The sequence below is a fragment of the Rhodococcoides kyotonense genome, from assembly GCF_900188125.1.
Classification (GTDB): domain Bacteria; phylum Actinomycetota; class Actinomycetes; order Mycobacteriales; family Mycobacteriaceae; genus Rhodococcoides; species Rhodococcoides kyotonense.
Map to the genome: position 1 here is coordinate 61,377 of NZ_FZOW01000006.1, position 22,883 is coordinate 84,259.

Genomic DNA, 22,883 nt, shown 5'->3' on the forward strand with positions numbered 1-22,883 from the left:
GCTGCACTACAGAGCTTTGAGCTCCTCGATGACCGAGTTGACGGACTTCTTGGCGTCACCGAACAGCATCGACGTGCGATCTGCAGTGAACAGCGGATTGTCGATACCGGCATAGCCGGAACTCATCGACCGCTTGAGCACGATCACCGAACGAGACTCGTCGACATTGAGGATCGGCATCCCATGAATCGGCGACGACGGATCATTACGCGCCGCCGGATTCGTGACATCGTTCGCACCGATCACGATGGTGACATCGGTGCGATTGAACTCACCGTTGATGTCGTCCATTTCCTTCATCGCGTCGTACTCGACATCCGCCTCCGCCAGAAGCACATTCATGTGCCCCGGCATACGACCGGCGACCGGGTGGATCGCGTACTTGACCTCCACACCCTTGCTCTCGAGGATCGACGCCATGTCCTTGACCGCATGCTGCGCCTGCGCCACCGCGAGCCCGTACCCGGGAACGACGATGACCTGCGAGGCGTACGCCATCTGAATCGCCGCATCCGCAGCCGAGGTGGACCTGACCGTGCCGCCCTCATCCCCCGGACCGCCCGCAGCAGCAGCGCCGCCGCCACCGAACGACCCGAACACGATCGCCGGGATCGAGCGGTTCATCGCCGTCGCCATCAGATTCGTCAGAATCGAACCCGACGCACCGACGATCATGCCCGCCACGATCATCGCGGTATTGTTCAGCGCCAAACCAGCTGCGGCAGCCGACAATCCAGTCAACGCGTTCAGCAGAGAAATCACGACAGGCATGTCCGCGCCGCCGATCGGGAACACCACGAACAAGCCCATCAGACCCGCCGCGATCAACACCACGACGATGGTCCACCACGCCGTACCACCACCCGGGGTCGCTTCGATGCCGATGTAAATCGACACCGCGACCGCCAGCACCAACAACACGATGTTGGTGAGCTGGAAGATGCGCGCGTTCTTCACGAACGCCTTCTCCACGTTCTTGTTCAGCAGTTCCTGCAGCTTGAGGAACGCCACCAGCGAGCCCCAGAACGACACCGAACCGATGATCGCCGCGAACAACGAACCGACGACGATGTGGACCGTCGGCTCCTCACCGTGATGGAACACCGAGAACCCGTCGGTCTCGATGAATTCGGCCCACGCGATCAACGCGACGGTGCCGCCGCCCACACCGTTGAACAGAGCCACCAACTGCGGCATCGCCGTCATCTTGGTGCGCTTGGCCGGCGGAACACCCAACAGCACACCGATCCCCAGACCGGCCGCGATGAGAATCCAGTTGATCGCGGCCGCGTCGCGCACCTCGATCAGGGTCGCGACGACGGCGATACCCATACCGACCGCCGCGATCCAGTTACCGCGCACCGCGGTCTTCGGGCCCGTCAGACCCATCAGACCGTAGATGAACATCGCAAACGCGACGATGTAGAGAATGTTGACCAGGTTGTTCATCAGGAATCAGCACCCTTCTCGACTGCAGCGGCAGGTGCCTTCTTGGACTTGAACATTCCCAGCATGCGATCGGTGACCAGGAAGCCACCGACGACATTCAAGGTGCCGAAGATCAACGCGACGAACGCGATGATCCGCACACCCCACGACGCATCCTCCGGCAACCGGCCGAGCACGATCAGAGCGCCGAGCACGACGATGCCGTGAATGGCGTTGGTACCCGACATCAACGGCGTGTGCAGCGTGTTCGGGACCTTGGAGATGACAGCGAAGCCGACGAAGCCGGCCAAGACAAGAATCGCGATGTTCGCGAGCAGAGAGGTGTACATCAGTTCTCGGCCTTCCGGGTGACGCAGGACTGCGCGAGGACCTCGTCCGAGAAGTCGGGCGCCACAGCCCCGTTCTCGTCGAGCAACAACTCCAGCAGCGCGGACACGTTCTTCGAATACAGCTCACTGGCATGCTCGGGCATCGTCGCCGGCAGATTCAGCGGCGAAGCGATGGTCACGTCGTGCTTGACGACGGTCTGCCCCGGCTCGGTCAACTCGCAGTTACCGCCCGTCTCACCGGCAAGATCGACCACGACACTGCCAGGCTTCATGCCCTCCACCGCAGCAGCGGTCACCAAGCGCGGCGCGGGACGACCCGGCACCAACGCGGTGGTGATCACGACGTCGAAACCCTTGATCGCCTCTTCCAGAGCCTGCTGCTGCTGCGCACGCTCGTCCTCGGTGAGCTCACGGGCGTAACCGCCCTCACCGGCAGCGTCGATACCCAGATCGAGCCACTGCGCACCGACCGAGCGGACCTGATCGGCCACCTCCGGGCGCACGTCGTAGCCGGTCGGGCGGCCACCGAGCCGCTTCGCCGTCGCCAAGGCCTGCAGGCCAGCGACACCGACCCCCAGCACCAGGACAGTGGCCGGCTTGACGGTGCCGGCCGCGGTGGTGAGCATCGGGAAGAACCGCGTCGACTCCGACGCCGCGAGAATCACCGACTTGTAGCCTGCGACATTGGCCTGCGAGGACAACGCGTCCATCACCTGGGCGCGGGAGATACGCGGAATCGCCTCCACCGCGAACGCCTGCACACCCGCATCCGACAACGCGCCGATCTTGTTGTCGGCGTTACGCGGCGCCAGGAAACCGATCAACGTAGACCCGGACTTCAGCTTGGCGATCTCCGCATCGGTCGGAGGCGCGACCTTGACCACTACATCGGCCGACCACGCATCACCGATCTCCGCGCCCGCCGAGGCGTACAGCTCGTCCGGAATCAGCGCCTGCACACCCGCGCCGGACTCGACGACGACATGCACACCCTTGCCGACCAACGACGCCACGACCTTCGGCACCAACGCCACCCGGCGCTCGCCATCTCCGGACTCGCGCACGACGCCGACACGCGTCGTCACCCCGCTGCTCGTCCCGCTCTCTGTGCTCTGCGATGTATCCAATTCTCCGACTTTCCTAAGTTGAATGGTGCCTGTGGATCGGCGAACGGGGGTAACCGTGCGGCGAAGAGGCGGAGCCCAGCGTCAAGGCACAAGGTCACTGATGATAGCCAGAGTAGGCATCCCTTAGGTAACCCACGCCACAGAGTTTTCGACTCTGAATCGAATCCGAAGCGGCCCCACGTGCGCCTAAGCAGCATGTTGTGATCGACATCATACGACGCGAAGCATCTACAGTTGCGGCCGTGGCCCACAACGAGGAGGACGACCGGTGAAGCTGTTCCTGGCGTCGTACCGCTTCGGCGCGCATGCCGAGAAATTCGTCGCGATGACGGGAACGCCCGGGCGCATCGCCGTCATCGCGAATGCCGCCGACAGCTGGCCGGATGCAGCGCGCGCATCGGCGGTCACGAGTGAAGTGCGGGGCCTTCGAGAACTCGGATTCAGTCCCGAGGAGCTCGATCTGCGGTCCGGCGACGTCGAATCCGCGCTCGATTCCGTTGCTGCAGTGTGGGTTCGAGGCGGGAACACGTTCGTGCTTCGGTCACGCCTTCGTCTCTCCGGGGCCGACGAAGAGATTGCCCGACGCGTCCGCGACGGCAGGCTCGTGTACGGCGGCTACAGCGCCGGCGCGTGTGTCGCGTCGCGTTCGCTGCGAGGAATCGAGGCTGCCGACGACCCGAACGAGGTTCGGCCCACGACCGGCTCCGACGTCGTCTGGGACGGGCTCGGATTCGTCGACGTGGCGCTGATTCCGCATTTCGGATCGATACTCGACGACACGCAGACGGGTGCAGTGATGGTCGACCGATACAGCCGCGACGGGACGCCCTACCTCACTCTCGACGACGACCAGGTCTTGCTCGTCGACGGCGATCGCCAGGAGAGGCTCTAGCCGGACTGCGCGAACGGTGCCAGACGGTCGAGCGAGATCCACGCCATGTCGCAGCGCTTGCGGGTCATCTCGTCGGCGTCGACGAGAAGGATGTCGAGCAACAAGCGCGGTTGACGCTTCCACTGAGTTCGCGCGTCGGCGATGGTTGCACCGTCGAACAGCCCCGAGTGCTCGAGCGCCTCCACCCATTCGCGGACGTCGCCGCGGTGCAGAGTTTCCAGGGTGTCGTAATCGATTCCGCCGCCTTGGAATTCGTACGAGAACATCGCGGCCACGTAATCCCACGACGTGCTGTGTGGATTCATCATGCTGGGCCTCCTTCATTCCACTTGCTGGGACGCTAGACCCCCGAGCCACACGATTCCGTGTCGTCGCCGCATCGATCAGGTAACAGAAGTGACTGATGTGACGATTGGGACTGACGCGCGGCTCGATGCGTCGGGCAGATCCGGCGTCGAATCGGTAGGGTCACTGCTCGTGTGGAAGCGTGGAATTCGCGTCGGCGCCTGCGTGCTGGTGGTCGTCGCGGCCGGATGCGGAACCTCGCCGCAGGACTCCGAGGACACGGCAACGACAACCCGGGTGCCGACACCCTCCACCGAGGAACTGTTCGTCGGCGAGTGCGGGTCGATGACCGACGCGCAACTATCCGACATCACCGCAGTTCCCGGCCTCACCGCGATTTCCAAGAACGGAATTCGGTGCCGCTGGGAAGCCGCCGACAGCGGCGCGTACGCGATGTTCACGTGGTACCGAGGCAGCCCTATCGCCCGCGAACGCACCGTCGCCCAATCCATCGGGCGCGAGATCGGGGTCATCGACGCCGACGGGCACCCAGGGTTCACCGCGAAGGGCAACGACGCATCGTGCGAGGCCGGGGTGGAATCCGGAGACGGGTTTCTGCATTGGTCGGTCAACTACGTGTACGCGACGCCTCCACGCGACATCTGTGAGGTAGTCACCGATCTCGCCCGTGCCACCGTGGCCAACGCGAAGTAGGAGCGCCGGACATGAAACGCCTTCTGATCGCAGCCGCGTCGTCGATGGCTCTGCTCGCCGGCTGCAGCACTGCCATCACCGGAACACCGACAGCCGAGGGCTTCGGACCGAACCCGGAATTCGACAAGCTCCTGCAGGAATGCACGGCCGTCCCCGACGACAAGATCGCCGAAACCGTGCAGGCGGACGCGGTGTTCCAGTACTTTTTCGGGGCCGTGTGCATGTGGGACGGCACCGGCCCGTCGGGGATCGTCGACGTCACGTTCGCATGGTTCGAGAACAATTCCCTCGGACGCGAGAAAACCCTGGCAGAGGAAGTCGGATACACCGTAGAGGACGCCTCGGTGGCCGGTGCCACTGCGTTTCTGTCGCGACGACCTGCGGATCCGGCGTCGTGCGGCATCACCGCGGCATATTCCGGGACGATCACGTGGTGGGTTCAGTACCGCAGTGGCGCGGGCGACCCGTGCGGCGCCGCGACTCGGCTCGCAGAATTGACGCTCCAGCGAAACCAGTGACGCCGTACGGCTCCTGCCAATAGTGTTTCTTCACATGACGCACTCTTTCGACGCGGCTCTCGCCGAGCTGCGAGACCTGCTCGCCGACGGGGCCGTGCTCGTCGATCCCGATGTGACCGAGCGCTACCGCCAGGACTGGGCGAAGGACCCGAACGCAGGTACCCCGATCGCCGTGGTCCGGGCGCGCACCACCGCCGACGTCCAGAGCGTCATGAAATGGGCAGGCACACATGGCGTTTCCGTCGTACCGCGTGGTGCCGGGTCCGGATTGTCCGGCGGCGCAACGGCAGTCGACGGTGGCATCGTGTTGACGACCGAGTTGATGCGCGACATCACTGTTGATCCGGTGACGCGCATAGCCGTCGTACAGCCTGGTCTGTTGAACGCCGAGGTGAAGAAAGCCGCAGCCGAACACGGTCTGTGGTACCCACCCGATCCGTCGTCGTTCGAGATGTGTTCGATCGGTGGCAACGCGGCGACCAACGCGGGCGGTCTGTGCTGCGTCAAGTACGGCGTGACGACGGACTACGTTCTCGGCCTCGAAGTCGTGCTTGCCGACGGTACCGCCGTGCGCTTGGGCGGGCCGAGACTGAAAGACGTTGCGGGACTGTCGTTGACGAAACTGTTCATCGGTAGCGAAGGCACGCTGGGGATCATCACCGAGATCACCGTCCGACTGATTCCCGCGCAGCCGCCGGCGAGTACCGTCGTCGCGTCGTTCTCGTCGGTGCGGGATGCGACGACGGCCATCCTCGCCATCACCCGATCACTTCGTCCCGCGATGCTCGAATTCATGGACCGCGCGTCGATCGGTGCCGTCGAGGACGCGATGAACATGGGACTCGACCGCGACGCGCACGCCATGCTGATCGCCCGCTCGGACTCCCCCGGCGCCGACCGTGACCGCGAGATCGAGATCATGGCCAGCGCCTGCACCGCAGCCGGAGCGTCGGACGTCTTCACCACCGACGACCCGGAGGAAGGCGAAGCGTTCGCTGCCGCACGACGTTTCGCGATTCCGGCCGTCGAACGTCTCGGCAGCCTGCTGCTCGAGGACGTCGGAGTGCCGCTACCCGCGCTGCCCGATCTCGTCGAAGGGATCGAACGGATCTCCGAGAAGTACGACGTGCTGGTCGCGGTCATCGCACACGCCGGCGACGGAAATACGCACCCGCTCATCGTGTTCGACCCGTCGGACGCGGACATGGAACGGCGCGCGAACCTCGCGTTCGGGGCGATCATGGATCTGGCGATCTCGTTGGGCGGCACCATCACCGGCGAACACGGCGTGGGTCGACTCAAGAAGGCGTGGCTGCCGGATCAGGTCGGCGAGGACGTCATGAAGCTAACCCAGCGAATCAAGACGGCCCTCGACCCGGACGGCATCCTGAATCCGGGGGCTGTGCTGTAGGCAGCTTCGCTGCATGTGCATGGAAATACGTAGCCCTCTATGTATTTCCATGCACATGGGGTATTACCTTCTCCCCGTAGGCCTCCAGCGTCTCGGACTTGTTGTCGTGCTGCAGGTAGACCGCGAACTGATCGACGCCGAGCTTCCGAAGATCCTTCAGCTTCGCCACGTGCTCGGCGGGGCTGCCGAGGAGACAGAACCGATCGATCACCGAATCCGGGACGAACTCGGCGTGGGTGTTGCCCGCCTTGCCGTGCTCGCTGTAGTCGTAACCGGTGCGCGCGTCTATGTAGTCGGTCAACGCGTCGGGCACGCCGCCACCGTGGTGTCCGTAGCGGGCAACGATGTCGGCGACGTGGTTGCCGACCATGCCGCCGAACCACCGGACCTGATCGCGTGCGTGGGCCAACGCCTCCTCACTGCCGTCGGTGACGTACGCGGGTGCCGCGACACAGAACTTGATCGACGACGGGTCCCGCCCGGCCGCGTCGGCAGCAGCGCGCACCCGGCCGATCATCCACGACGCGATGTCGGGGTCGGCGAGCTGCAGAATGTAACCGTCGGCGACCTCGCCCGTCAGGTCAAGCGCTTTGGGCCCGTAGGCCGCGACCCAGACGTCGAGAGTCGACCCGTGAGCCCACGGGAAGTGGACGCTGGTGTCACCGAGGTTCACGGTTCGCCCGTTGGCCAGCTCTCTGATGACGTGGATCGACTCACGAAGCGTCGCAAGAGTCGTCGGCTTCTCACCGAGTGTCCTGACGGCCGAATCACCCCGGCCGATACCGCAGATCGTCCGGTTGCCGTACATCTCGTTGAGTGTCGCGAACGTGGACGCCGTGACCGTCCAGTCTCGCGTTGCGGGATTGGTGACCATCGGCCCGACCATCACTCGACGCGTCTCCGCGAGAATCCGGCTGTGAATGACGTACGGCTCCTGCCACAGCAGGTGCGAGTCGAACGTCCACACGTGCGTGAATCCGTGTGTCTCTGCACGACGAGCGAGATCGACGACGCGCGACGACGGTGGCGTGCACTGAAGGACCACTCCGATATCCATGTCTCACAACAGATTCTGCGCTAGGGAGCGCTTGACGAACCGGCCGTGGCCTGCGCTGCCACGATATTCACCGTCGTCGACGATCACCCTGCCTCGGGAGATGACGGTGTCCACGTGTCCGTCGATCTCGAATCCCTCGTACGCGGAATAGTCCATGTTCATGTGATGGGTCTTCCCGAGTCCGATGCTGGTGTGCCCGTTCGGGTCGTAGATCACGAGATCGGCGTCGGCCCCGGGTGAGACGATGCCCTTCTTCGGGTACATGCCGAACATGCGCGCGGGCGTCGTGCAGCACACCTCGACCCACTTCTCGAGGCTGATCTTGCCGCTGACGACACCCTGATACATCAGGTCCATGCGATGCTCGACGGACCCGATTCCGTTGGGAATCTTGGAGAAGTCGCCGATGCCGAGTTCCTTCTGGTCCTTCATGCAGAACGGACAGTGATCGGTGCTGACGGTCGAGACGTCACCGGTGCGCAGATAGCGCCACAGTTCGTCCTGATGCCCCTCGGCGCGGGCACGCAGCGGCGTCGAGCACACCCACTTCGCGCCGTCGAAACCCGGCGCGCCCAACTGTTCTTCGAGTGAGAGGTAAAGGTACTGCGGACATGTCTCACCGAACACGTTCTGCCCGTTGCCTCGTGCGCGTGCGATCTGCTCCAGCGCCTGCTTGGCCGACACGTGGACGACGTACAGCGGCGCGCCCGTGACGTTCGCGAGCATGATCGCGCGGTGCGTGGCTTCTTCTTCGAGTTGCCACGGTCTGCTCGTGCCGTGGAAGTAGGGCGCCGTGTCCCCGCGAGCGATCGACTGCTCGATCAGAACATCGATCGCAATTCCGTTCTCCGCGTGCATCATCAGAAGCGCGCCGGTGTCGGCGGCCGTCTGCATCGCGCGTAGGATCTTCCCGTCGTCGGAATAGAAGACGCCCGGGTAGGCCATGAACAGCTTGAAGCTCGTCACACCCTCCGCGACGAGCTCGCTCATGGCTTTCAAGGAATCGCTGTCGACGTCACCGATGATCTGGTGGAATCCGTAATCGATGGCGCAGGACCCCGCGGCCTTCTCGTGCCATTGCGCGAGCGTGTCCTGAACCCGTTGTCCCGGAGTCTGAATCGCGAAGTCGACGATGGTCGTCGTGCCACCCCATGCCGCCGCGCGTGTCCCCGTTTCGAACGTGTCGGATGCGAACGTTCCGCCGAACGGCATCTCCATGTGGGTGTGGCCGTCGACTCCGCCGGGCAGAACATATTTGCCCGACGCGTCGACGACGGCGTCCGCGGACTCCGTCAAGTCCGCCGCGAGCGCTGTCGAACCCGGTTGCAGCACAGCGACGATGGACTCGCCGTCGATCAGGACGTCGAGCAGTTGCGAACCGGTCGGCGACACCACCGTGCCACCGCGGACGAAGGTGATCACGGCTCCACCAGGGGTCCATAGGCATCCGGTCTGCGGTCCCGGTAGAACGCCCAGCGATCGCGTACGACCTTGATCAGGTCCATGTCCAGATCGCGGACGAGCAATTCGGGTTCGGTGTCCGATGCGACATCGCCGACGAACGAGCCCTCGGGATCGACGAAGTAGCTGGTGCCGTAGAAATCGTCGTCGCCGTAGTCGGCCTCGACACCGACACGGTTGATCGCGCCGATGTAGTACTCGTTCGCGACGGCGGATGCAGGCTGCTCGAGCCGCCACAGGTAGTTCGACAAGCCGCGCGACGTCGCCGAAGGATTGAACACGATCTCCGCTCCTGCCAGTCCGAGTGCGCGCCACCCTTCGGGGAAGTGCCGGTCGTAGCAGATGTAGACACCGATTCGGCCGACGGCGGTGTCGAACACCGGCCAGCCGAGATTGCCTGGCCGGAAGTAGAACTTCTCCCAGAACCCGTTGACGTGCGGAAGGTGGTGCTTGCGGTATTTGCCGAGGTACGTGCCATCCGCGTCGACGACGGCGGCGGTGTTGTACATGACACCGGGCATCTCCTGCTCGTAGACCGGCAGGATCATGACGATGCCGAGCTCCTTCGCCAACGCCGCGAACCTGTCGACGGTCGGGCCTGGAACGGACTCGGCGTAGTCATAGAAGGACGCGTCCTGCAACTGGCAGAAATACGGTCCGTAGAACAGCTCCTGGAAGCAGATGACCTTCGCGCCCTGTTCGGCGGCGCTCCGGGCGTAGTCCTCGTGAGCTTTGATCATCGTTTCTTTGTCCCCTGTCCAGTTGGTCTGGACCAGGGCCGCTCGAACCGTCGACATATGCGTCACTCCATCCTCAGCTGGCTGGCCTCCTCAACATAGGCACTCGGCGAGACAAACGTCGGTGCAATCGTGTTACAACATGGCTCGATCGGTTTCGGACGGGTAACACCTCACGACGGCAACAGCGCGCGGACGGCGTCGATGGTGTCGGCTTCCGCATGCGTCTTGTCGGGCCGATACCGCAGAACCCGCGCGAACCTGAGCGCAACACCGCCGGGATAGCGAGAGCTGACCTGGACTCCGTCGAGTTCGATCTCGACGATCAAATCCGGTTCGAGGTACACCGTGTGCTCGTCGCGACTGCGTTCGTGTTTCGGGAATTCGTCGGTCTGCCACTGCAACAGGGCATCGGTGAGTCCCTTGAAGGTCTTGCCGACCATGATGGGATCGCCGCCGTCGGGGTCCCTCGCACCGAGGTGAAGGTTCGACAACCATCCTGTCCGACGGCCGTATCCCCACTCGGCACCGAGGACCACCAGATCCAGCGTGTGCTCGGGTTTCACCTTCTGCCACGTCCGGCCGCGCCTGCCTGCCGCGTACGACGACGACAGCGCCTTGATCATGACACCCTCGTGGCCTTCCTGGAGAGCCTGATCGGCGTGTGCGGCGGCCGCGTCGGCGTCGGGCCTGATCAGTGCGGGAATCCGATGCCGAGGCGCGACGCGCTCCAATGCGTCGAGCCGACGTTCGAGTGGTTCGTCGATTAGGTCGACGCCATCGAGATGGATGCAGTCGAAGAAGTACGGCTGCAGAAGGAGGTCGTGCGCACTCTGCGCGCCGAATCTGCTCATCGTCTCCTGGAACGGCCGCGGCCGACCACTGTCCGTCAATGCAAGCGTTTCACCGTCGAGGACCACACTGGTACAAGGTAATTCGCGGATCAGCTCGACGAGTTCCGGCACGCTCGACGTGATGTCGCGCAATGTGCGGGTGTAGACGTGCACGTCGTCGCCCGACCTGTGAACCTGGATGCGCGCGCCATCGAGCTTGTACTCGACACTGACGTCACCACCGAACTCCGTCCAGGCCTGCGACAGCGACTCGGCGGGCGAGGCGAGCATCGGGCGCACCGGCCTGCCGACCGTCAGGACGAACTCGGCCAGCGCCGACTCACCCCCGGTCAGTGCGGCCGTCGCCGTCACCGACAGATGTCCGGACAGCATGAACGCGCGTCGGACAGGCTCGACTGGCAGGCCCGCGGCCTTGGCGATGGCGTCGGTCATGACACCTTCCAGCGCTCCCTGACGGAGCTCGCCTGTCATCAGTCGAATCAGGAAGTCACGTTCTCCCCGCGTGCAGCGACCGAACAGGTCGGTGAGCAGGTCACGGCGACGTGTGGTGGACCCGGCACCCGACGTCGACGCCACCGCGGTGATCGCGTCGTGAACCTCGGAGACCGTGAGGACTGCATCGTCCGTGGACGGCGCATCGATGTCGGAGAGGGTGCGCCAGCCGATACCGATGCGGCCTTGCGTCATCTCACCGGACAACCACGCGACGACGGTCTCGACCTCGGCCGGCTCCGCATCGGCGAGCACAGTCTGCAACGCCTCGGTCTTCGCCTTGCGTGACCGCGTCGCACCCACTGCCGCGGACGTGTCGACGATTCGTGTGAACAGCACGGTGTCAACGTAACCCGAAGCACCGACACCTAACCCCGCGTTCTTCGATCAGCTGAAGCCGAGCACCCTGTCGCCCCACGCAGCTCGCAGCGCGGCGTCGGGATCGTCGACGAGTTGATCCTGTGAGTCGATCACCAGCGTCGAACGGGTCGGTTCGGCGTAGGGAGCCCAGTGCTTGGCCCCGTCGAGCGTCGCAGGCACGCCGTGACGCGCGAACGCGACCCACCGCTTCATCATGCGAGCCGACACCGCCATCGCGGATTTCCTGCCGCCGAGCCAGAACGTCGGATCGCGGTTCAAGGTTCCGAAATTGCCGAACACATAAGGCAATTCGGTCGCATGGCCTGCGCCGATGCGCGCCGCCTTCAACATCGGAGTCGCGTGGTCGAAGCGGTACATCCAGACCGGCGCGTGCCTACTGTGCGCGTCGGCGATCCACAGACTCGGCATTCGGAAGCCTGCATCGCGCGACATCGCCAGTGCGCCTGCGGTTTTGGACCGGTCCGGGTATGCCGACATGATCTCGGCGACGCGGAACGCCGGGAGATCCGCGTGGTCGTTGGCGATGGCACGAAACATCTCGGACACGGTGTCGGACGTGACGGGCATCAACGGCGATTTCATGAGCCGAAAGATGGACGCCTCGTCGTGATTCGTGCCGATCATCAACGGAATTCGATGCGCGTACCCCTTCTGGAACGCAGCCACCGGGTACCGCGGCACTACGTCACCGTCGACGACGGGTGCAAGACCGAGCGTTCCCGGCGCGCGCGTCGGGACTTCGTAGCAGAGCGTGTCGCTCGCGGCGACCAGCGTCATGAAGTCCATCGTCTTCAGCTCGTGGATGCGCTCGGGTGTGACGTCGATCAGTTCGAGAAAACGAGAGGCGACGACGGCAGCTCGCTCCGGCCCGTAGACGGACGTCGCCGGCGCGCTCTGAACGATGGCCTGCGCGAACAGCCCTTCCGCCTTCGGTGAGGTCATGAGCGACGTGATCGATGCGCCACCCGAGGATTCACCGAACACCGTGACCTGCGCCGGGTCTCCCCCGAACGAGGCGATGCACTGCTGCACCCACTGCAGCGCGGCGATCTGGTCGCGGAGGCCCAGGTTGGTCTCGAAGACGTCGTCTTCGGTGGAGAACGACGACAGGTCGAGAAATCCGAACGCGCCGACGCGGTAGTTGACCGTGACGAGTACGAGATCGCCGAGCTCGGCGAGGTGTCTGCCGTCGTAGACGCTTTGCGCCGACGACCCGATGGAGTACGCGCCGCCGTGGATCCAGACCATCACCGGCCGCGGCGTGCCGTCGGGCTCGGGTGCCCACACGTTCAGGGAGAGGCAGTCCTCCGACATCGGGATGGACTGATCGATCGGAACGGGACTGTTGCGGCTCTGCGGCGCGATTGCTCCGAAAGAGCGGCAGTCACGCGGTTCCGTCCACGGCTCCGGCGGGCGCGGTGCTCGAAAGCGATGTTCGCCGTCGGGCGCGGCCGCGTACGGAATGCCCTTCCACGCGAAAACGTCGCCGTCGCGGTGGCCGATCGCCTCCCCGTACGGTGTGTTGACCGACCGCGTCGTCTCGTGAGTTGTTTCGACTTCGGTCATGACACCTCCCCCTTCGGACCGACGTTCGCCAACGTACCAACTCCGGCCGACATGACGATCTGTTTAAGCTGTGACGATGTATCGACGTCAGGTTCACGGTTGTACCGCGGCAGCCGTGTTCGCGGTACTTCTCGCTGGATGCGGCGGAAGCGTCGACGGCAGCGCGACGGCCCCGTTGGCCACCGTCGATACCGATCCGCCGTCGGTCGTTCGCACGACGACACCGCATGTCACGACGACTCCCCCGAGTACGACGGCACCCTCGACGACCAGCCCGACGACGAGCACGACGACAACCACTTCGGCACCTCGGACCGCCGACGCCTCCCGATTCCAGGCCCAGCCGGGCTTCTACTTCTTCACCAGCCCGAGCGGCAAGTTCGAATGCGGGATCGCCGTGACCGACACCTCGGTTGCCGGATGCCACGGCGACTTCCCGTCGACCGCCCCGCGGGTGGAAGGAAGCGGCGCACCGGGTTCGACGGTCGCGCCGAACACCGTCGAACTCACCGTAGGGTCCCCCGCTCGCTTCCTGAGTTCGGGCGATCCGCGGTTCCATCGGTTCGACGGCGCCGCAGCCGCGCTCGACTACGGCGACACTCTGTCCATCCCCGGAAGCGGCGAGTCGAACGGTCTGTACTGCCGCGTCGACGAGAAGACCGGCGTCACGTGCCGAGATCAGGTCGGGCACGGATTCACGGTGTCCGACTCTGCATTCGAGCTGAAGTGACGGTGTTTCGCACAGCGAACTATCGGGCATAAGGTGACTCGGTGCGTCGAACTCGGCGTGCACACTTGTCGCGGCCGAGAGCGCTGAGCTTCCCGACCGGGAAGGAGAGCATCCCCATGTCAGAGCAGCCGACGCGCCCCGCAACGGGCAATCACAGTGCGAAGGTCATCGGCGTCAGCGTGGCCGCCGCGGTCGGTGGATTTCTGTTCGGATTCGACAGCTCGGTCATCAACGGAGCCGTCGACGCGATCGAAGGACGCTTCTCGCTCGGGTCGTTCACCACCGGATTCGTCGTCGCGATCGCACTCGTGGGTTGTGCCGTCGGCGCGTGGTTCGCCGGTTCGCTGGCCGATCGGTGGGGTCGCAAGAAAGTAATGGTGCTCGGCTCGGCGCTGTTCACCATCTCGTCACTCGGGTCCGGTCTAGCGTTCAGCGTGCCGGACCTGATGCTGTGGCGCATTCTCGGTGGCCTGGGCATCGGTATCGCATCCGTCATCGCACCCGCGTACATTTCCGAGATCGCGCCGGCCAAGTGGCGTGGCAGCCTCGCGTCGCTTCAGCAGCTCGCGATCACCGTCGGCATCTTCGCGGCGTTGCTGTCCGACGCGCTGCTTCAAGGTGCGGCCGACGGCGCGTCGAACGACCTGTGGCTGGGCCAGGAAGCATGGCGCTGGATGTTCCTCGTCGGCGTCGTTCCCGCCGTCGTGTACGGGCTGCTCGCAGTGACCATTCCCGAGTCGCCCCGCTTCCTCGTCGGCAAGCACCTCGACAAGGAAGCAGCCGAAATCCTCGCCAACATCACCGGCGAACTGCACCCCGACGAGCGCGTCCACGAGATCCGACTGACTCTCCGCAAGGAAGAGCGGTCGTCGATCCAGGACATCCGCGGACCGAAATTCGGGCTGCAGCCCATCGTCTGGGTGGGTATCACGATGGCCGTGCTGCAACAGCTGGTCGGTATCAACGCGATCTTCTACTACTCGACGACGCTGTGGAAGTCGGTCGGCTTCAGCGAGGACCAGTCGTTCGCGACCTCGGTGATCACGTCGATCATCAACGTGACCATGACGTTCGTCGCCATTCTGTTCGTCGACCGAATCGGTCGACGAAAGTTGTTGCTGGCCGGGTCGATCGGCATGTTCGTCGGTTTGCTGATGGCAGCAGTGTCGTTCTCCCAGCAGATCGGTAGCGGCGACGACGTCTCACTCCCCAGCCCCTGGGGTGCAGTCGCGCTGATCGGTGCCAACCTGTTCGTCATCTTCTTCGCCGCAACGTGGGGTCCCATCATGTGGGTTCTGCTGGGCGAGATGTTCCCGAACCGCATGCGCGCCGTCGCCCTCGGCATCGGTACCGCAGCGAACTGGGTCGCCAATTTCGCTGTGACGCTCGCATTCCCGCCGCTGACGCAGGCAATCGGGCTGTGGGCCATCTACGGCTTCTTCGCGTTGATGGCGGCGGTGTCCTTCTTCTTCGTGAAGTCGAAGATCCCGGAAACCAAGGGCATGGAACTCGAAGACATGAAGTAGGACGCTGCCGACGGTTCTTGTCGGTGGTGGGTGAGGGAGGTCCGGGGAAACTCCTTCACCCGATGCCGGGGATGAATCCTGGGTAGACGAAGTGCTGCGGACCTCCGCCAGGCAACGACGAACCGGTCACGTTCGGGAAATCGAACGGCAGCGAGATCAGTTTGTGCGGGTTGCCGTTGCTGTCCGCCTGCCAGCACTCCAACAGCACACCGTGGAATCCCGTGCACACGATTCGCGTGCTGTTGCCGTACGGCGACGTCAGACGATTCGCGGCGATGAAGGGGTTCCAGTAGTCGGGATCGGTCGGCGTCAGAAACCCGGTGACGTCCATCGGCGCAGTGGGGCTCGGGTACGGCGGAACGGGTGGCCACTCGTCGGCAGCAGCCACCCCGCTCCCGGCGATCATCACTGCTCCCGTGAATCCCAGTGCCGCCGCGAGTTTCGTCCACGTGCGCATAGTGCTGCCCTTCGTCGTCGGGATGACGTGCCTACCGTATGCCTCACCGACGGACCTCCGCAGGATATCGAGCACCGCCGGAAAGTACTCCTTCGGCCAACGTCTGCACCGAACAAGCCAGAACGACCGATTTCGGCGATCGGAGCATGACCGGGGCCCGGTGCACGCACTAACTTCCACTCGGTAGCTCGGATTCCACTAGAGAAAGTCGGCAACGGATGCCATCCTCGTTCCGCGTCAACGCCTCGTTGGCCCTACTCGCCGTCGTCGGCCTCTCGCTCACCGCGTGCAGCTCCGACACCGGCGACACAGCTGGCGTGCAGTCTCCGGCCTCGAGCATCACGGAGCCCGGCGCGTATCCGGCAACCATCGAGCACGCGTACGGGTCGACCGTCGTCGAGGAGAAACCCGCCCGCGTCGTCACGATCGGGTGGAGCAGCCAGGACGCCGCCCTGGCGCTCGGAACCATTCCGGTTGCGATGGAACGGTTCTCCGGTGACGGAATCGAGAACGACGTACTCCCCTGGGACGCCGAGATCATCGGCGACGCACCCGTCGAGCTACTGACCACCAACCCGGACGTCCCGTTCGAGCAGATCCTCGGCCTCGAACCCGACCTCATTCTCGCCGTCTATTCCGGAATCAGCGAGGAGGCATACCAGCGTCTGTCCGACATCGCTCCGACGGTCGCGTTCCCCGAAAGCCGTTGGGAGACGAGCCTCACCGACCAGACAACGATGATCGGTGCAGCCCTCGGCCGCCCGGCCGAGGCACAGAACCTGCTCGACGGCGTCGACGACTACCTCGCCGACGCAGCCGCCTCGCATCCCGAATTCGCCGGCAAGACAGTCACTTTCGGTATGCGAACGGATGACGGGCTGATCGTGTTCTGCCCCAACGATCCCCGCATCGAACTGCTGGGACAGCTGGGGATCGTCTCGTCGCCAGGCGTCGTCGCGGCGTGCAGTTCCGGCGACTCGTCGGTATCCGTTGCAGGCGAGGAGGTCGACACACTCGATGCCGACGTCCTCGTACTCGTCGACGCCGACGGAACGAATCTCGACAAGGCGATGGCATTCGCACCGTTCGCGAGATTGACCGCCGTCAGCGAGGGCAGGCTGGTACGTCAGGTCGGTATGGATTACGCGATGGCCGTGTCCGCTCCGACCGTCCTGAGCATTCCGTACGCTTTCGACACCTTCATCGGGCAACTCGAGGACGCGCTTGCCTGAATCGGTCAGCCCAGGGCGTCGGCGATCGGTGTCTTCCCGTTGTCGAACTCGATGAATCGCCGTGCCGTTCCGGGGCTGTCGATGGTGGCTGCCACGGCGGCTGCGACGTCGTCGCGCGTCACCGACGACCCGGTCGCACCGGCCTCCTTGGTGTCGATCAGGCCAGTGCCCGGATCGAGCGTCAGTGCACTCGGACCGAGGATCGTCCAGCTGAGCGACGTCGACTTCAGATAGTCGTCGGCCTCTGCCTTGGCCTGCGCATAGGCGTGGAACGCATTCTCGGAGTCGACGCCGTGGTCGAGGCCGGCACCGAAGTAGGAGACCATGACGTAGCGCGAGATACCTGCTCTACCTGCGGCGTCCATCGACCGGATCGCGGCATCACGATCGACCGCGTACGTCCGCTTCGGGTCACCGCCACCGGCACCCGCCGACCATACGGCGACGTCGTACCCCTCGACCAACGCGGCGATCTTCGCGACGTCCAGGTATTCGATGTCGGCCACGATGGGCGTCGCACCAGCGTTTGCGACGTCACCGACGTGCTCCGGATTCCGCACGATCGCGCCGACCTCGTGGCCTGCTGCGACCAGCAACGGCGACAGCCGGAGTGCCACTTTCCCGTGACCTCCGAAGATGACGACTCGTGACATGAACGCTCCTTCGACGACGAATGGGACCTCGGGTCCACGGTAGCCGACGATCACACGCGACCACGGCCTCACCGTCGTCGATCGACTCCCCCGTCGTGAAATCCGTTGATCGGCAACTCTTTCGAGCCTTTCGGTCCGGACGGCATGGTCCACATCTCGGTACCGACGCCGTCGCCTGGAGACGTCTTCCTGTCCGCGTCGGCAGCCAACCACCCGTTCCACGCCCCGGCCCGAACCTCGCCCACCGTCGCGCGACGGGCCGTCGGCAGTGGTGAGTCTGCGAACAACTCCTCCTGCGGCGGATCGAGGTCGACGGGCGCCCAGTCCGACACCGTCGTGGTGCCAGGATCGACGGACACGGATCCCGGCTCGATCTCGAGCGCCTCCAACATGGTCCACAGGCTGCTCATCGCGGCTGTCGGATCGAGCCAGTACTCGGATTCACGCACCCGCCAGAACGTCCATCCGCATCGCTTGAGCTCCTGCTCCCGCTGCAGGTCGGCCACCCTGCGCTCCGGGGTGGTCAGCACGACGTCACCGTCGCATTCGACCGCCAACCTTGCGGACTGCCCGGTCACGACGAGATCGATTCGGCGATTGTTCACCACCACACCCGAGTTGACGTGGTACCCGCGGTCGCGCAGTTCGACGAACACCTGTTGCTCGAACAAGGTGTCGAACTCGGGGTGGCGTGTCTCGGCGGTGACCGACTGCGGCATCGGGTCGGCGGGGGTCGGTGACGTGGACGACATGTAGCCCAGAAGCGAGTTTCGCAGATCGGCCCGCTTCAACCGGTCGACGGTCACCGAGTGGAACAGCCACAGCTGATCCTGCGCCCGCGACGCCGCGACGTTGAACCGCCGCTTGTACTGATTGGCCGTCAGCGCAACGAAGTTCTGCGCCGGTGCGACGACCATCGACAGCATGACGACGTTGCGTTCGTCGCCTTGGAAGTCCGGCGGTGTGCCGATCCGGAGCCGCCGATCCTCCCACTGCTCGATGCCGATGCGCTTGATCAACTCGTTTCGGATCTCGTCGACCTGTGCCGTCCCCTGCAACACGACGACGCCGAACGTCTTGCCGTCGTACACCGGATCGGCGAGGCATTTGACGATCTGCCCGACGATCGCGAGCGCTTCCGCACGGTTGATCAACGAAGCTCCCGATCCTGCGACCTCGGCGAAGGGTACGAACGTATGACGCAGCGGCGGAAGCCGATTCGCTCCGAACTGCCTCACCGGCACGAGCGGCGAATCACCGTAGAACTGCTGCGACGACCAGTTGATGATCTCGGGCATGGACCGGAAGTGCTCACGCAATCGGACGACCTGGCCGAAGCGTGTCCGCAGCATCGAGAACAAACTGGAACGCGGCGTGAGCGTTGCACGAACATGCTCGGGCAGGTCGGGAAGATATGCGCCGAGCCTCGTGAACACGTCCTCGAGCGACCCGGCCTGCGGGACATCGGCTGGGGCACACTGCCGATCGTCTCCGACGACGATCACGCGCGGCGCGAGGTACAGCAGGAACAGGCTACTGATGTCGGCCTGACTGGCTTCGTCGACGATCACGACGTCGAAGCTGTCCTGAATCGGCGGAATCGACGCCAACACCTGCTGCAACGGCATGACCCACGCCGGCACCGCGGTCTGCGCGTCGCCCATCGCCGAACGCGCTGCGCTCCTGAAGGTTTCGGCGTACTTCCCGGCGCCCGCGCCGATTGCCGACACGTGCTCGCGATACGTCTGCAGCGCCCTGACTTCCACGGCCGTCATGCGTTCGAGGCAGTCGCGCCACGCCATCGCCGCAGCCAACCGGCCGGTGAGATAACCGATGTCGGCGTCTGCGGCGTTCAACTCCGCCTCGAGCTTCTGCTCCAGCCCACCCTCGTGCTGCTCGGTCACCCATTCGCGTGCCCGCCGCCACGCCCACGCCTTCGACATCTGCCAGCTGAGTTCGTCCCAGTCCGAGTCGCCGGCTGTGTCGACGACCAGGTCGTACAGCGCGGGCGCCGCCTCGGACAGCGTGGTCGCGAGTTCGTCCTGCTTCTGCTGGTCCTCCTGCTCCTGACAGGCAGCGTTGTAGGTCGCGACGGCGTCGACGACGGCGTCCTCGTCGGCATCGCTCAATGCCGTCACCAAGGCGGTCCCTTCGGGGGACGGCCCGGAATCGATCTGCGTGGCAAGCGAATACATCGCCTGATCGAGTTCGGCGCGTGCGACGTCGGCGTCGATGCGGGTCGCGATCGCGCCTGCGGATCCCGCGAACGCGGACGCGTCGTCGAGGCTTCTGATCCACGGCGCCGACGGTGACACGGCGTACAACCGCTCGACGAGCGCATCACGTGCGTGCAGCGCTGCCGCTACTCGTGTCAGTTGGCTGGTGACGAGCCCGAGGTCATTGACCTGCCGCGAGCGAGAACCTTCCGTGGACACGGAGATTCGCAGATCGGCCAGCAGGACCGCTGCCGTCGCGACGACGTCGAGAGCCCGAATGTGTTCGGCAACGAGCCGTGCCGCGAGAGCGGTGGTGGGCGCCATGCCGTCGACAGACGCGGTGATGCCGATATCCTCGACGGCCTTCTGCTGCTCGCTCTTCCTGAAGCGACCCTTCCACTCGATTCCCGATTCCAGCGCCACCGCAAGCGATTCCATCGCCTGCAGCGCCGCCGTCGTCGTGGACGAGCACTGCACGTCGTGCGCTCCGACGAAGCGGTCTGCCCGCGCGGCGGTGTCGACCATCGACACGATGCCACTGACCCTCGACCACAGATGCGCGGATTCACCGGACAGCACGGAATCGGTGAGCTGCCGGTACACCGCGTCGAGCTCGAGGACGTCGCGCACCCGCGCGTCGAGCTCGTCGCACAGTCGTTTGATCTCGAACGCAGCCGCGGGATCGACGCCGCCGAGGAACTCGACGAGGTGTGCGGATTGCTCAGATCCCGTGGCCACGCGTGCGCTCGCACGCTGGCACAGCGACCGTAGTTCGGCAGAGTTGGGCAGCACCGTCTCCAGCCGAGGGAGCGACTGCCGCGCCCTGAGGGTCCGCCCGTTCGGCGCGGTGGCGACGAGTGTTCGCAGCGTCTCGACTTCGGCGCCGGTCAGCGGCGGCCGATCGGTGAACAGCGGACCGGGGAGCCACTCGTGTGCCTCGCGCGTGAGCACCATCTTGCGCACGACCGCGGCGGCGGTGCCCTCGAATCCGTCCGACACGAAAGGATGTACGACGGTTTCGGCCTCTCTCAGCTCGGACACCGACTGCAACAGACCGGTGCGTCGTGCCAGCGCTTCTTCTCGTCGCGCGCGCAGCGACTCGATCTTCTCCGACTCGTCGACCTCGTTGTACGACGCCTTGCGATCGGCGATTCGAGAGACGCTCCGGCTGAGCTCCTCGGCTCCACCGCGGGACAGGTCGGTGATCGCGACACACAGTTCCTGCAGCTCGGGAGGCAGTTTGTCACGGAGGACCCGCAGAGCCTGTGACTTCTCGCTGGTCACGAGAACGCGCTGACCTCGAGCCAACAACGCGGACAGCAGGTTGGCGATGGTGTGTGTCTTGCCGGTGCCGGGCGGCCCCTCGACCACGACACCGCTGTCGCTGCCCAGTCGGCGGACGATCTGCGACTGTTCGGCGTTGGCAGGCAGCGGGAACAGCGGATCCTCGGCCAGTGACGTCGCGTCGGCAGACCCGGTGCGCGCAAGCCACGCCAGCCGATCCTCGGGTTCGATGGGCTCGACCAGCTGCGCGAGACCGAGCGGGACACCCGCGTCGGACGCCTCGAGGTCGGCGATCATCCGCTCGTAGTAGTCGCGCAGCGCGAACGAGTCCCGCTTGCGCAGGACGAGCGCGGGAGAGGCGGTGAGCGTCGTACGATCAGGCGTGCCGAATGTCGTCGGCCGATCCAGGTCCGGTCGCACGTCCACCGGGAACGCGAGAGTCTCGTCGGCCCACTCCACGAGGAACGGAACGACCTCCGGCGACACAGGCGATGCGACGCGTGTGCCGAGCGCCTGCTGCAGTTCAGCTGACCGCGACGCGTCGAATCCTGGTCTGCCGGTGAGCAGCTGCGTGTCCTCGAGCCGAGGCTGACTGTTCGACGGCAGCTTGACCAGCAGATCTCCGGTGCGCACGTCGCGTTCGACGGTGGCCGTCTGCGTGACGAGGTGGGTACACACGTCCGAGCCCGAGTCGGCCGACGCGAGTGTCAGCAGGCCCGACGCGATGACGAGTTCGACGGACTCGGGCCGCGTCGACAGCTCGTGCATCATCAGTTGGAGGCTCTCGTAGAGCGATGCCTTGGGCCGCGACACCCGATCGGTCTCGGCCCACCGGCGCCACTGCGCCGAATACGCAGCGAAGGCAGTGCGGATCTCGTATGCCCTGCGTACGTCGAAGTCGGCGTCGGATTCTGCGTCGTCGGTGGTCGACGGTAGCGCCGACTCGGTCAGTTCGAGGGCACGGTACCTGCTGTCGGTGACCATCGACGGCTCGATGGACCCGACCAGGACGTCGGGCAGCGCGGGTGGCTCGGTGACCTCGACGGGTCGCACCCGAAGCAGCACACCTCCGGGCTCGACGGACGAGTCGACGCTCGGAGTGGACGCCCCGTCGTGCAGCCAACGCGTGCGGAGATGGCTGTCGAAATGCAGGATCGGTTCGGTGCGGGCGACGACGATCTCGCGGAGGAACCGCAGCAGACGCAGCACCCTGCCGTCGACGTCCCCACCCTCGGCATCACCTTGCGCGCGGGCGCGAGTGGGCTCGGGGCCTGGAACCGATGCAGTCGACACAGTTGAACCTCTGAACTCTTCGAGATGACCTAGTCTTCGAACGGGGACGGAGCTTGCGTGCTCGGATCAGACTAGTGCCATGGACTCGTTTGTTCACGATCTCCGAACCATCGGTTTCTTTTGTCGTGGTTTTTCACAAGAACGACGCGGTTACGGCGGTCCGTCGTCACAGCCGAACGCGGCCACGGAAGGGCACCTCGAGGGGCTTAGGGCGTCGAA

Annotated in this window: 19 protein-coding genes; 7 read left to right on the forward strand and 12 right to left on the reverse strand. The window is 64.9% G+C overall.

Features of this window, described 5'->3' with window-relative positions; translation table 11 throughout:
* Positions 1-6: 6 nt before the first annotated feature.
* Genes CHB96_RS11750 through CHB96_RS11760 form a run of 3 tightly spaced genes read right to left on the reverse strand, consistent with a single transcriptional unit; the run spans position 7 to position 2,905 of the window.
* On the reverse strand, positions 7-1,449 hold the full coding sequence (locus tag CHB96_RS11750) for an NAD(P)(+) transhydrogenase (Re/Si-specific) subunit beta (protein ID WP_089246303.1): 1,443 nt from the start codon (positions 1,447-1,449) through the stop codon (positions 7-9).
* Positions 1,449-1,778: an NAD(P) transhydrogenase subunit alpha part 2 gene (locus CHB96_RS11755; protein WP_089246305.1), complete on the reverse strand. Its 330-nt coding sequence runs from the start codon at positions 1,776-1,778 to the stop codon at positions 1,449-1,451. The genes CHB96_RS11750 and CHB96_RS11755 overlap by 1 nt, the downstream gene beginning before the upstream one ends.
* A complete protein-coding gene (locus tag CHB96_RS11760; protein WP_089246307.1) occupies positions 1,778-2,905 on the reverse strand; it encodes a Re/Si-specific NAD(P)(+) transhydrogenase subunit alpha in 1,128 nt (375 codons plus the stop codon). The genes CHB96_RS11755 and CHB96_RS11760 overlap by 1 nt, the downstream gene beginning before the upstream one ends.
* A gap of 268 nt (positions 2,906-3,173) precedes the next feature.
* Here CHB96_RS11760 and CHB96_RS11765 point away from each other — a divergent pair, with 268 nt between their 5' ends.
* Positions 3,174-3,797, forward strand: a complete 624-nt coding sequence (locus tag CHB96_RS11765; protein WP_089246309.1) for a Type 1 glutamine amidotransferase-like domain-containing protein — start codon at positions 3,174-3,176, stop codon at positions 3,795-3,797.
* Here CHB96_RS11765 and CHB96_RS11770 read toward each other — a convergent pair.
* The gene (locus CHB96_RS11770; protein WP_089246311.1) at positions 3,794-4,105 is read right to left on the reverse strand and encodes a hypothetical protein; all 312 of its coding nucleotides are present in this window, start codon (positions 4,103-4,105) and stop codon (positions 3,794-3,796) included. The genes CHB96_RS11765 and CHB96_RS11770 overlap by 4 nt on opposite strands.
* Before the next feature lie 97 nt (positions 4,106-4,202).
* On the opposite strand from CHB96_RS11770, the gene CHB96_RS11775 reads away from it, so the two are divergent.
* From CHB96_RS11775 to CHB96_RS11785, 3 genes are read left to right on the forward strand one after another with little or no spacing between them, the layout of a single operon-like run.
* Positions 4,203-4,796: a DUF3558 domain-containing protein gene (locus CHB96_RS11775; protein WP_245865514.1), complete on the forward strand. Its 594-nt coding sequence runs from the start codon at positions 4,203-4,205 to the stop codon at positions 4,794-4,796.
* Positions 4,797-4,807: 11 nt separating this feature from the next.
* Positions 4,808-5,314 (forward strand): DUF3558 domain-containing protein, encoded by a 507-nt coding sequence (locus CHB96_RS11780; RefSeq protein WP_089246315.1) that lies wholly within the window; start codon positions 4,808-4,810, stop codon positions 5,312-5,314.
* Between the two features lie 34 nt (positions 5,315-5,348).
* Positions 5,349-6,725 (forward strand): FAD-binding oxidoreductase, encoded by a 1,377-nt coding sequence (locus tag CHB96_RS11785; protein ID WP_089246317.1) that lies wholly within the window; start codon positions 5,349-5,351, stop codon positions 6,723-6,725.
* A 37-nt stretch (positions 6,726-6,762) separates the two neighbouring features.
* Here CHB96_RS11785 and CHB96_RS11790 read toward each other — a convergent pair whose 3' ends face one another.
* The 5 genes from CHB96_RS11790 to CHB96_RS11810 form a co-directional block, all read right to left on the reverse strand.
* Complete coding sequence (locus tag CHB96_RS11790) at positions 6,763-7,782, reverse strand: TIGR03842 family LLM class F420-dependent oxidoreductase (RefSeq protein WP_089246319.1); 1,020 nt, start codon at positions 7,780-7,782, stop codon at positions 6,763-6,765.
* 3 nt (positions 7,783-7,785) lie between these two features.
* Positions 7,786-9,204 (reverse strand): dihydropyrimidinase, encoded by a 1,419-nt coding sequence (gene hydA, locus CHB96_RS11795; RefSeq protein WP_089246321.1) that lies wholly within the window; start codon positions 9,202-9,204, stop codon positions 7,786-7,788.
* Positions 9,201-10,040, reverse strand: a complete 840-nt coding sequence (locus CHB96_RS11800; RefSeq protein WP_089246323.1) for a nitrilase-related carbon-nitrogen hydrolase — start codon at positions 10,038-10,040, stop codon at positions 9,201-9,203. The genes hydA and CHB96_RS11800 overlap by 4 nt, the downstream gene beginning before the upstream one ends.
* A 113-nt stretch (positions 10,041-10,153) precedes the next feature.
* Positions 10,154-11,665 (reverse strand): ATP-dependent DNA ligase, encoded by a 1,512-nt coding sequence (locus tag CHB96_RS11805; RefSeq protein WP_089246325.1) that lies wholly within the window; start codon positions 11,663-11,665, stop codon positions 10,154-10,156.
* 48 nt (positions 11,666-11,713) lie between these two features.
* A complete protein-coding gene (locus CHB96_RS11810; protein ID WP_089246327.1) occupies positions 11,714-13,273 on the reverse strand; it encodes a carboxylesterase/lipase family protein in 1,560 nt (519 codons plus the stop codon).
* A gap of 76 nt (positions 13,274-13,349) precedes the next feature.
* On the opposite strand from CHB96_RS11810, the gene CHB96_RS11815 reads away from it, so the two are divergent.
* Together CHB96_RS11815 and CHB96_RS11820 are read left to right on the forward strand one after the other, a co-directional pair.
* The gene (locus tag CHB96_RS11815; RefSeq protein WP_089246730.1) at positions 13,350-14,003 is read left to right on the forward strand and encodes a hypothetical protein; all 654 of its coding nucleotides are present in this window, start codon (positions 13,350-13,352) and stop codon (positions 14,001-14,003) included.
* A gap of 116 nt (positions 14,004-14,119) precedes the next feature.
* Positions 14,120-15,529 (forward strand): sugar porter family MFS transporter, encoded by a 1,410-nt coding sequence (locus CHB96_RS11820; RefSeq protein WP_089246329.1) that lies wholly within the window; start codon positions 14,120-14,122, stop codon positions 15,527-15,529.
* Between the two features lie 55 nt (positions 15,530-15,584).
* Here the strand turns inward: CHB96_RS11820 and CHB96_RS11825 are convergent, their stop codons facing one another.
* Positions 15,585-15,935, reverse strand: a complete 351-nt coding sequence (locus CHB96_RS11825) for a hypothetical protein (protein WP_245865556.1) — start codon at positions 15,933-15,935, stop codon at positions 15,585-15,587.
* 269 nt (positions 15,936-16,204) lie between these two features.
* Between CHB96_RS11825 and CHB96_RS11830 the strand changes: the two genes are divergently transcribed.
* Positions 16,205-17,218: an iron-siderophore ABC transporter substrate-binding protein gene (locus tag CHB96_RS11830; RefSeq protein ID WP_089246331.1), complete on the forward strand. Its 1,014-nt coding sequence runs from the start codon at positions 16,205-16,207 to the stop codon at positions 17,216-17,218.
* A gap of 5 nt (positions 17,219-17,223) precedes the next feature.
* Here the strand turns inward: CHB96_RS11830 and CHB96_RS11835 are convergent, their stop codons facing one another.
* Positions 17,224-17,871 carry an SDR family oxidoreductase gene (locus CHB96_RS11835; protein WP_089246734.1) on the reverse strand — a complete coding sequence of 216 codons (648 nt, stop codon included), beginning with the start codon at positions 17,869-17,871 and terminating at the stop codon, positions 17,224-17,226.
* A gap of 68 nt (positions 17,872-17,939) precedes the next feature.
* Positions 17,940-22,580: a PDDEXK-like endonuclease domain-containing protein gene (locus tag CHB96_RS11840; protein WP_089246736.1), complete on the reverse strand. Its 4,641-nt coding sequence runs from the start codon at positions 22,578-22,580 to the stop codon at positions 17,940-17,942.
* Between the last annotated feature and the right edge of the window lie 303 nt (positions 22,581-22,883).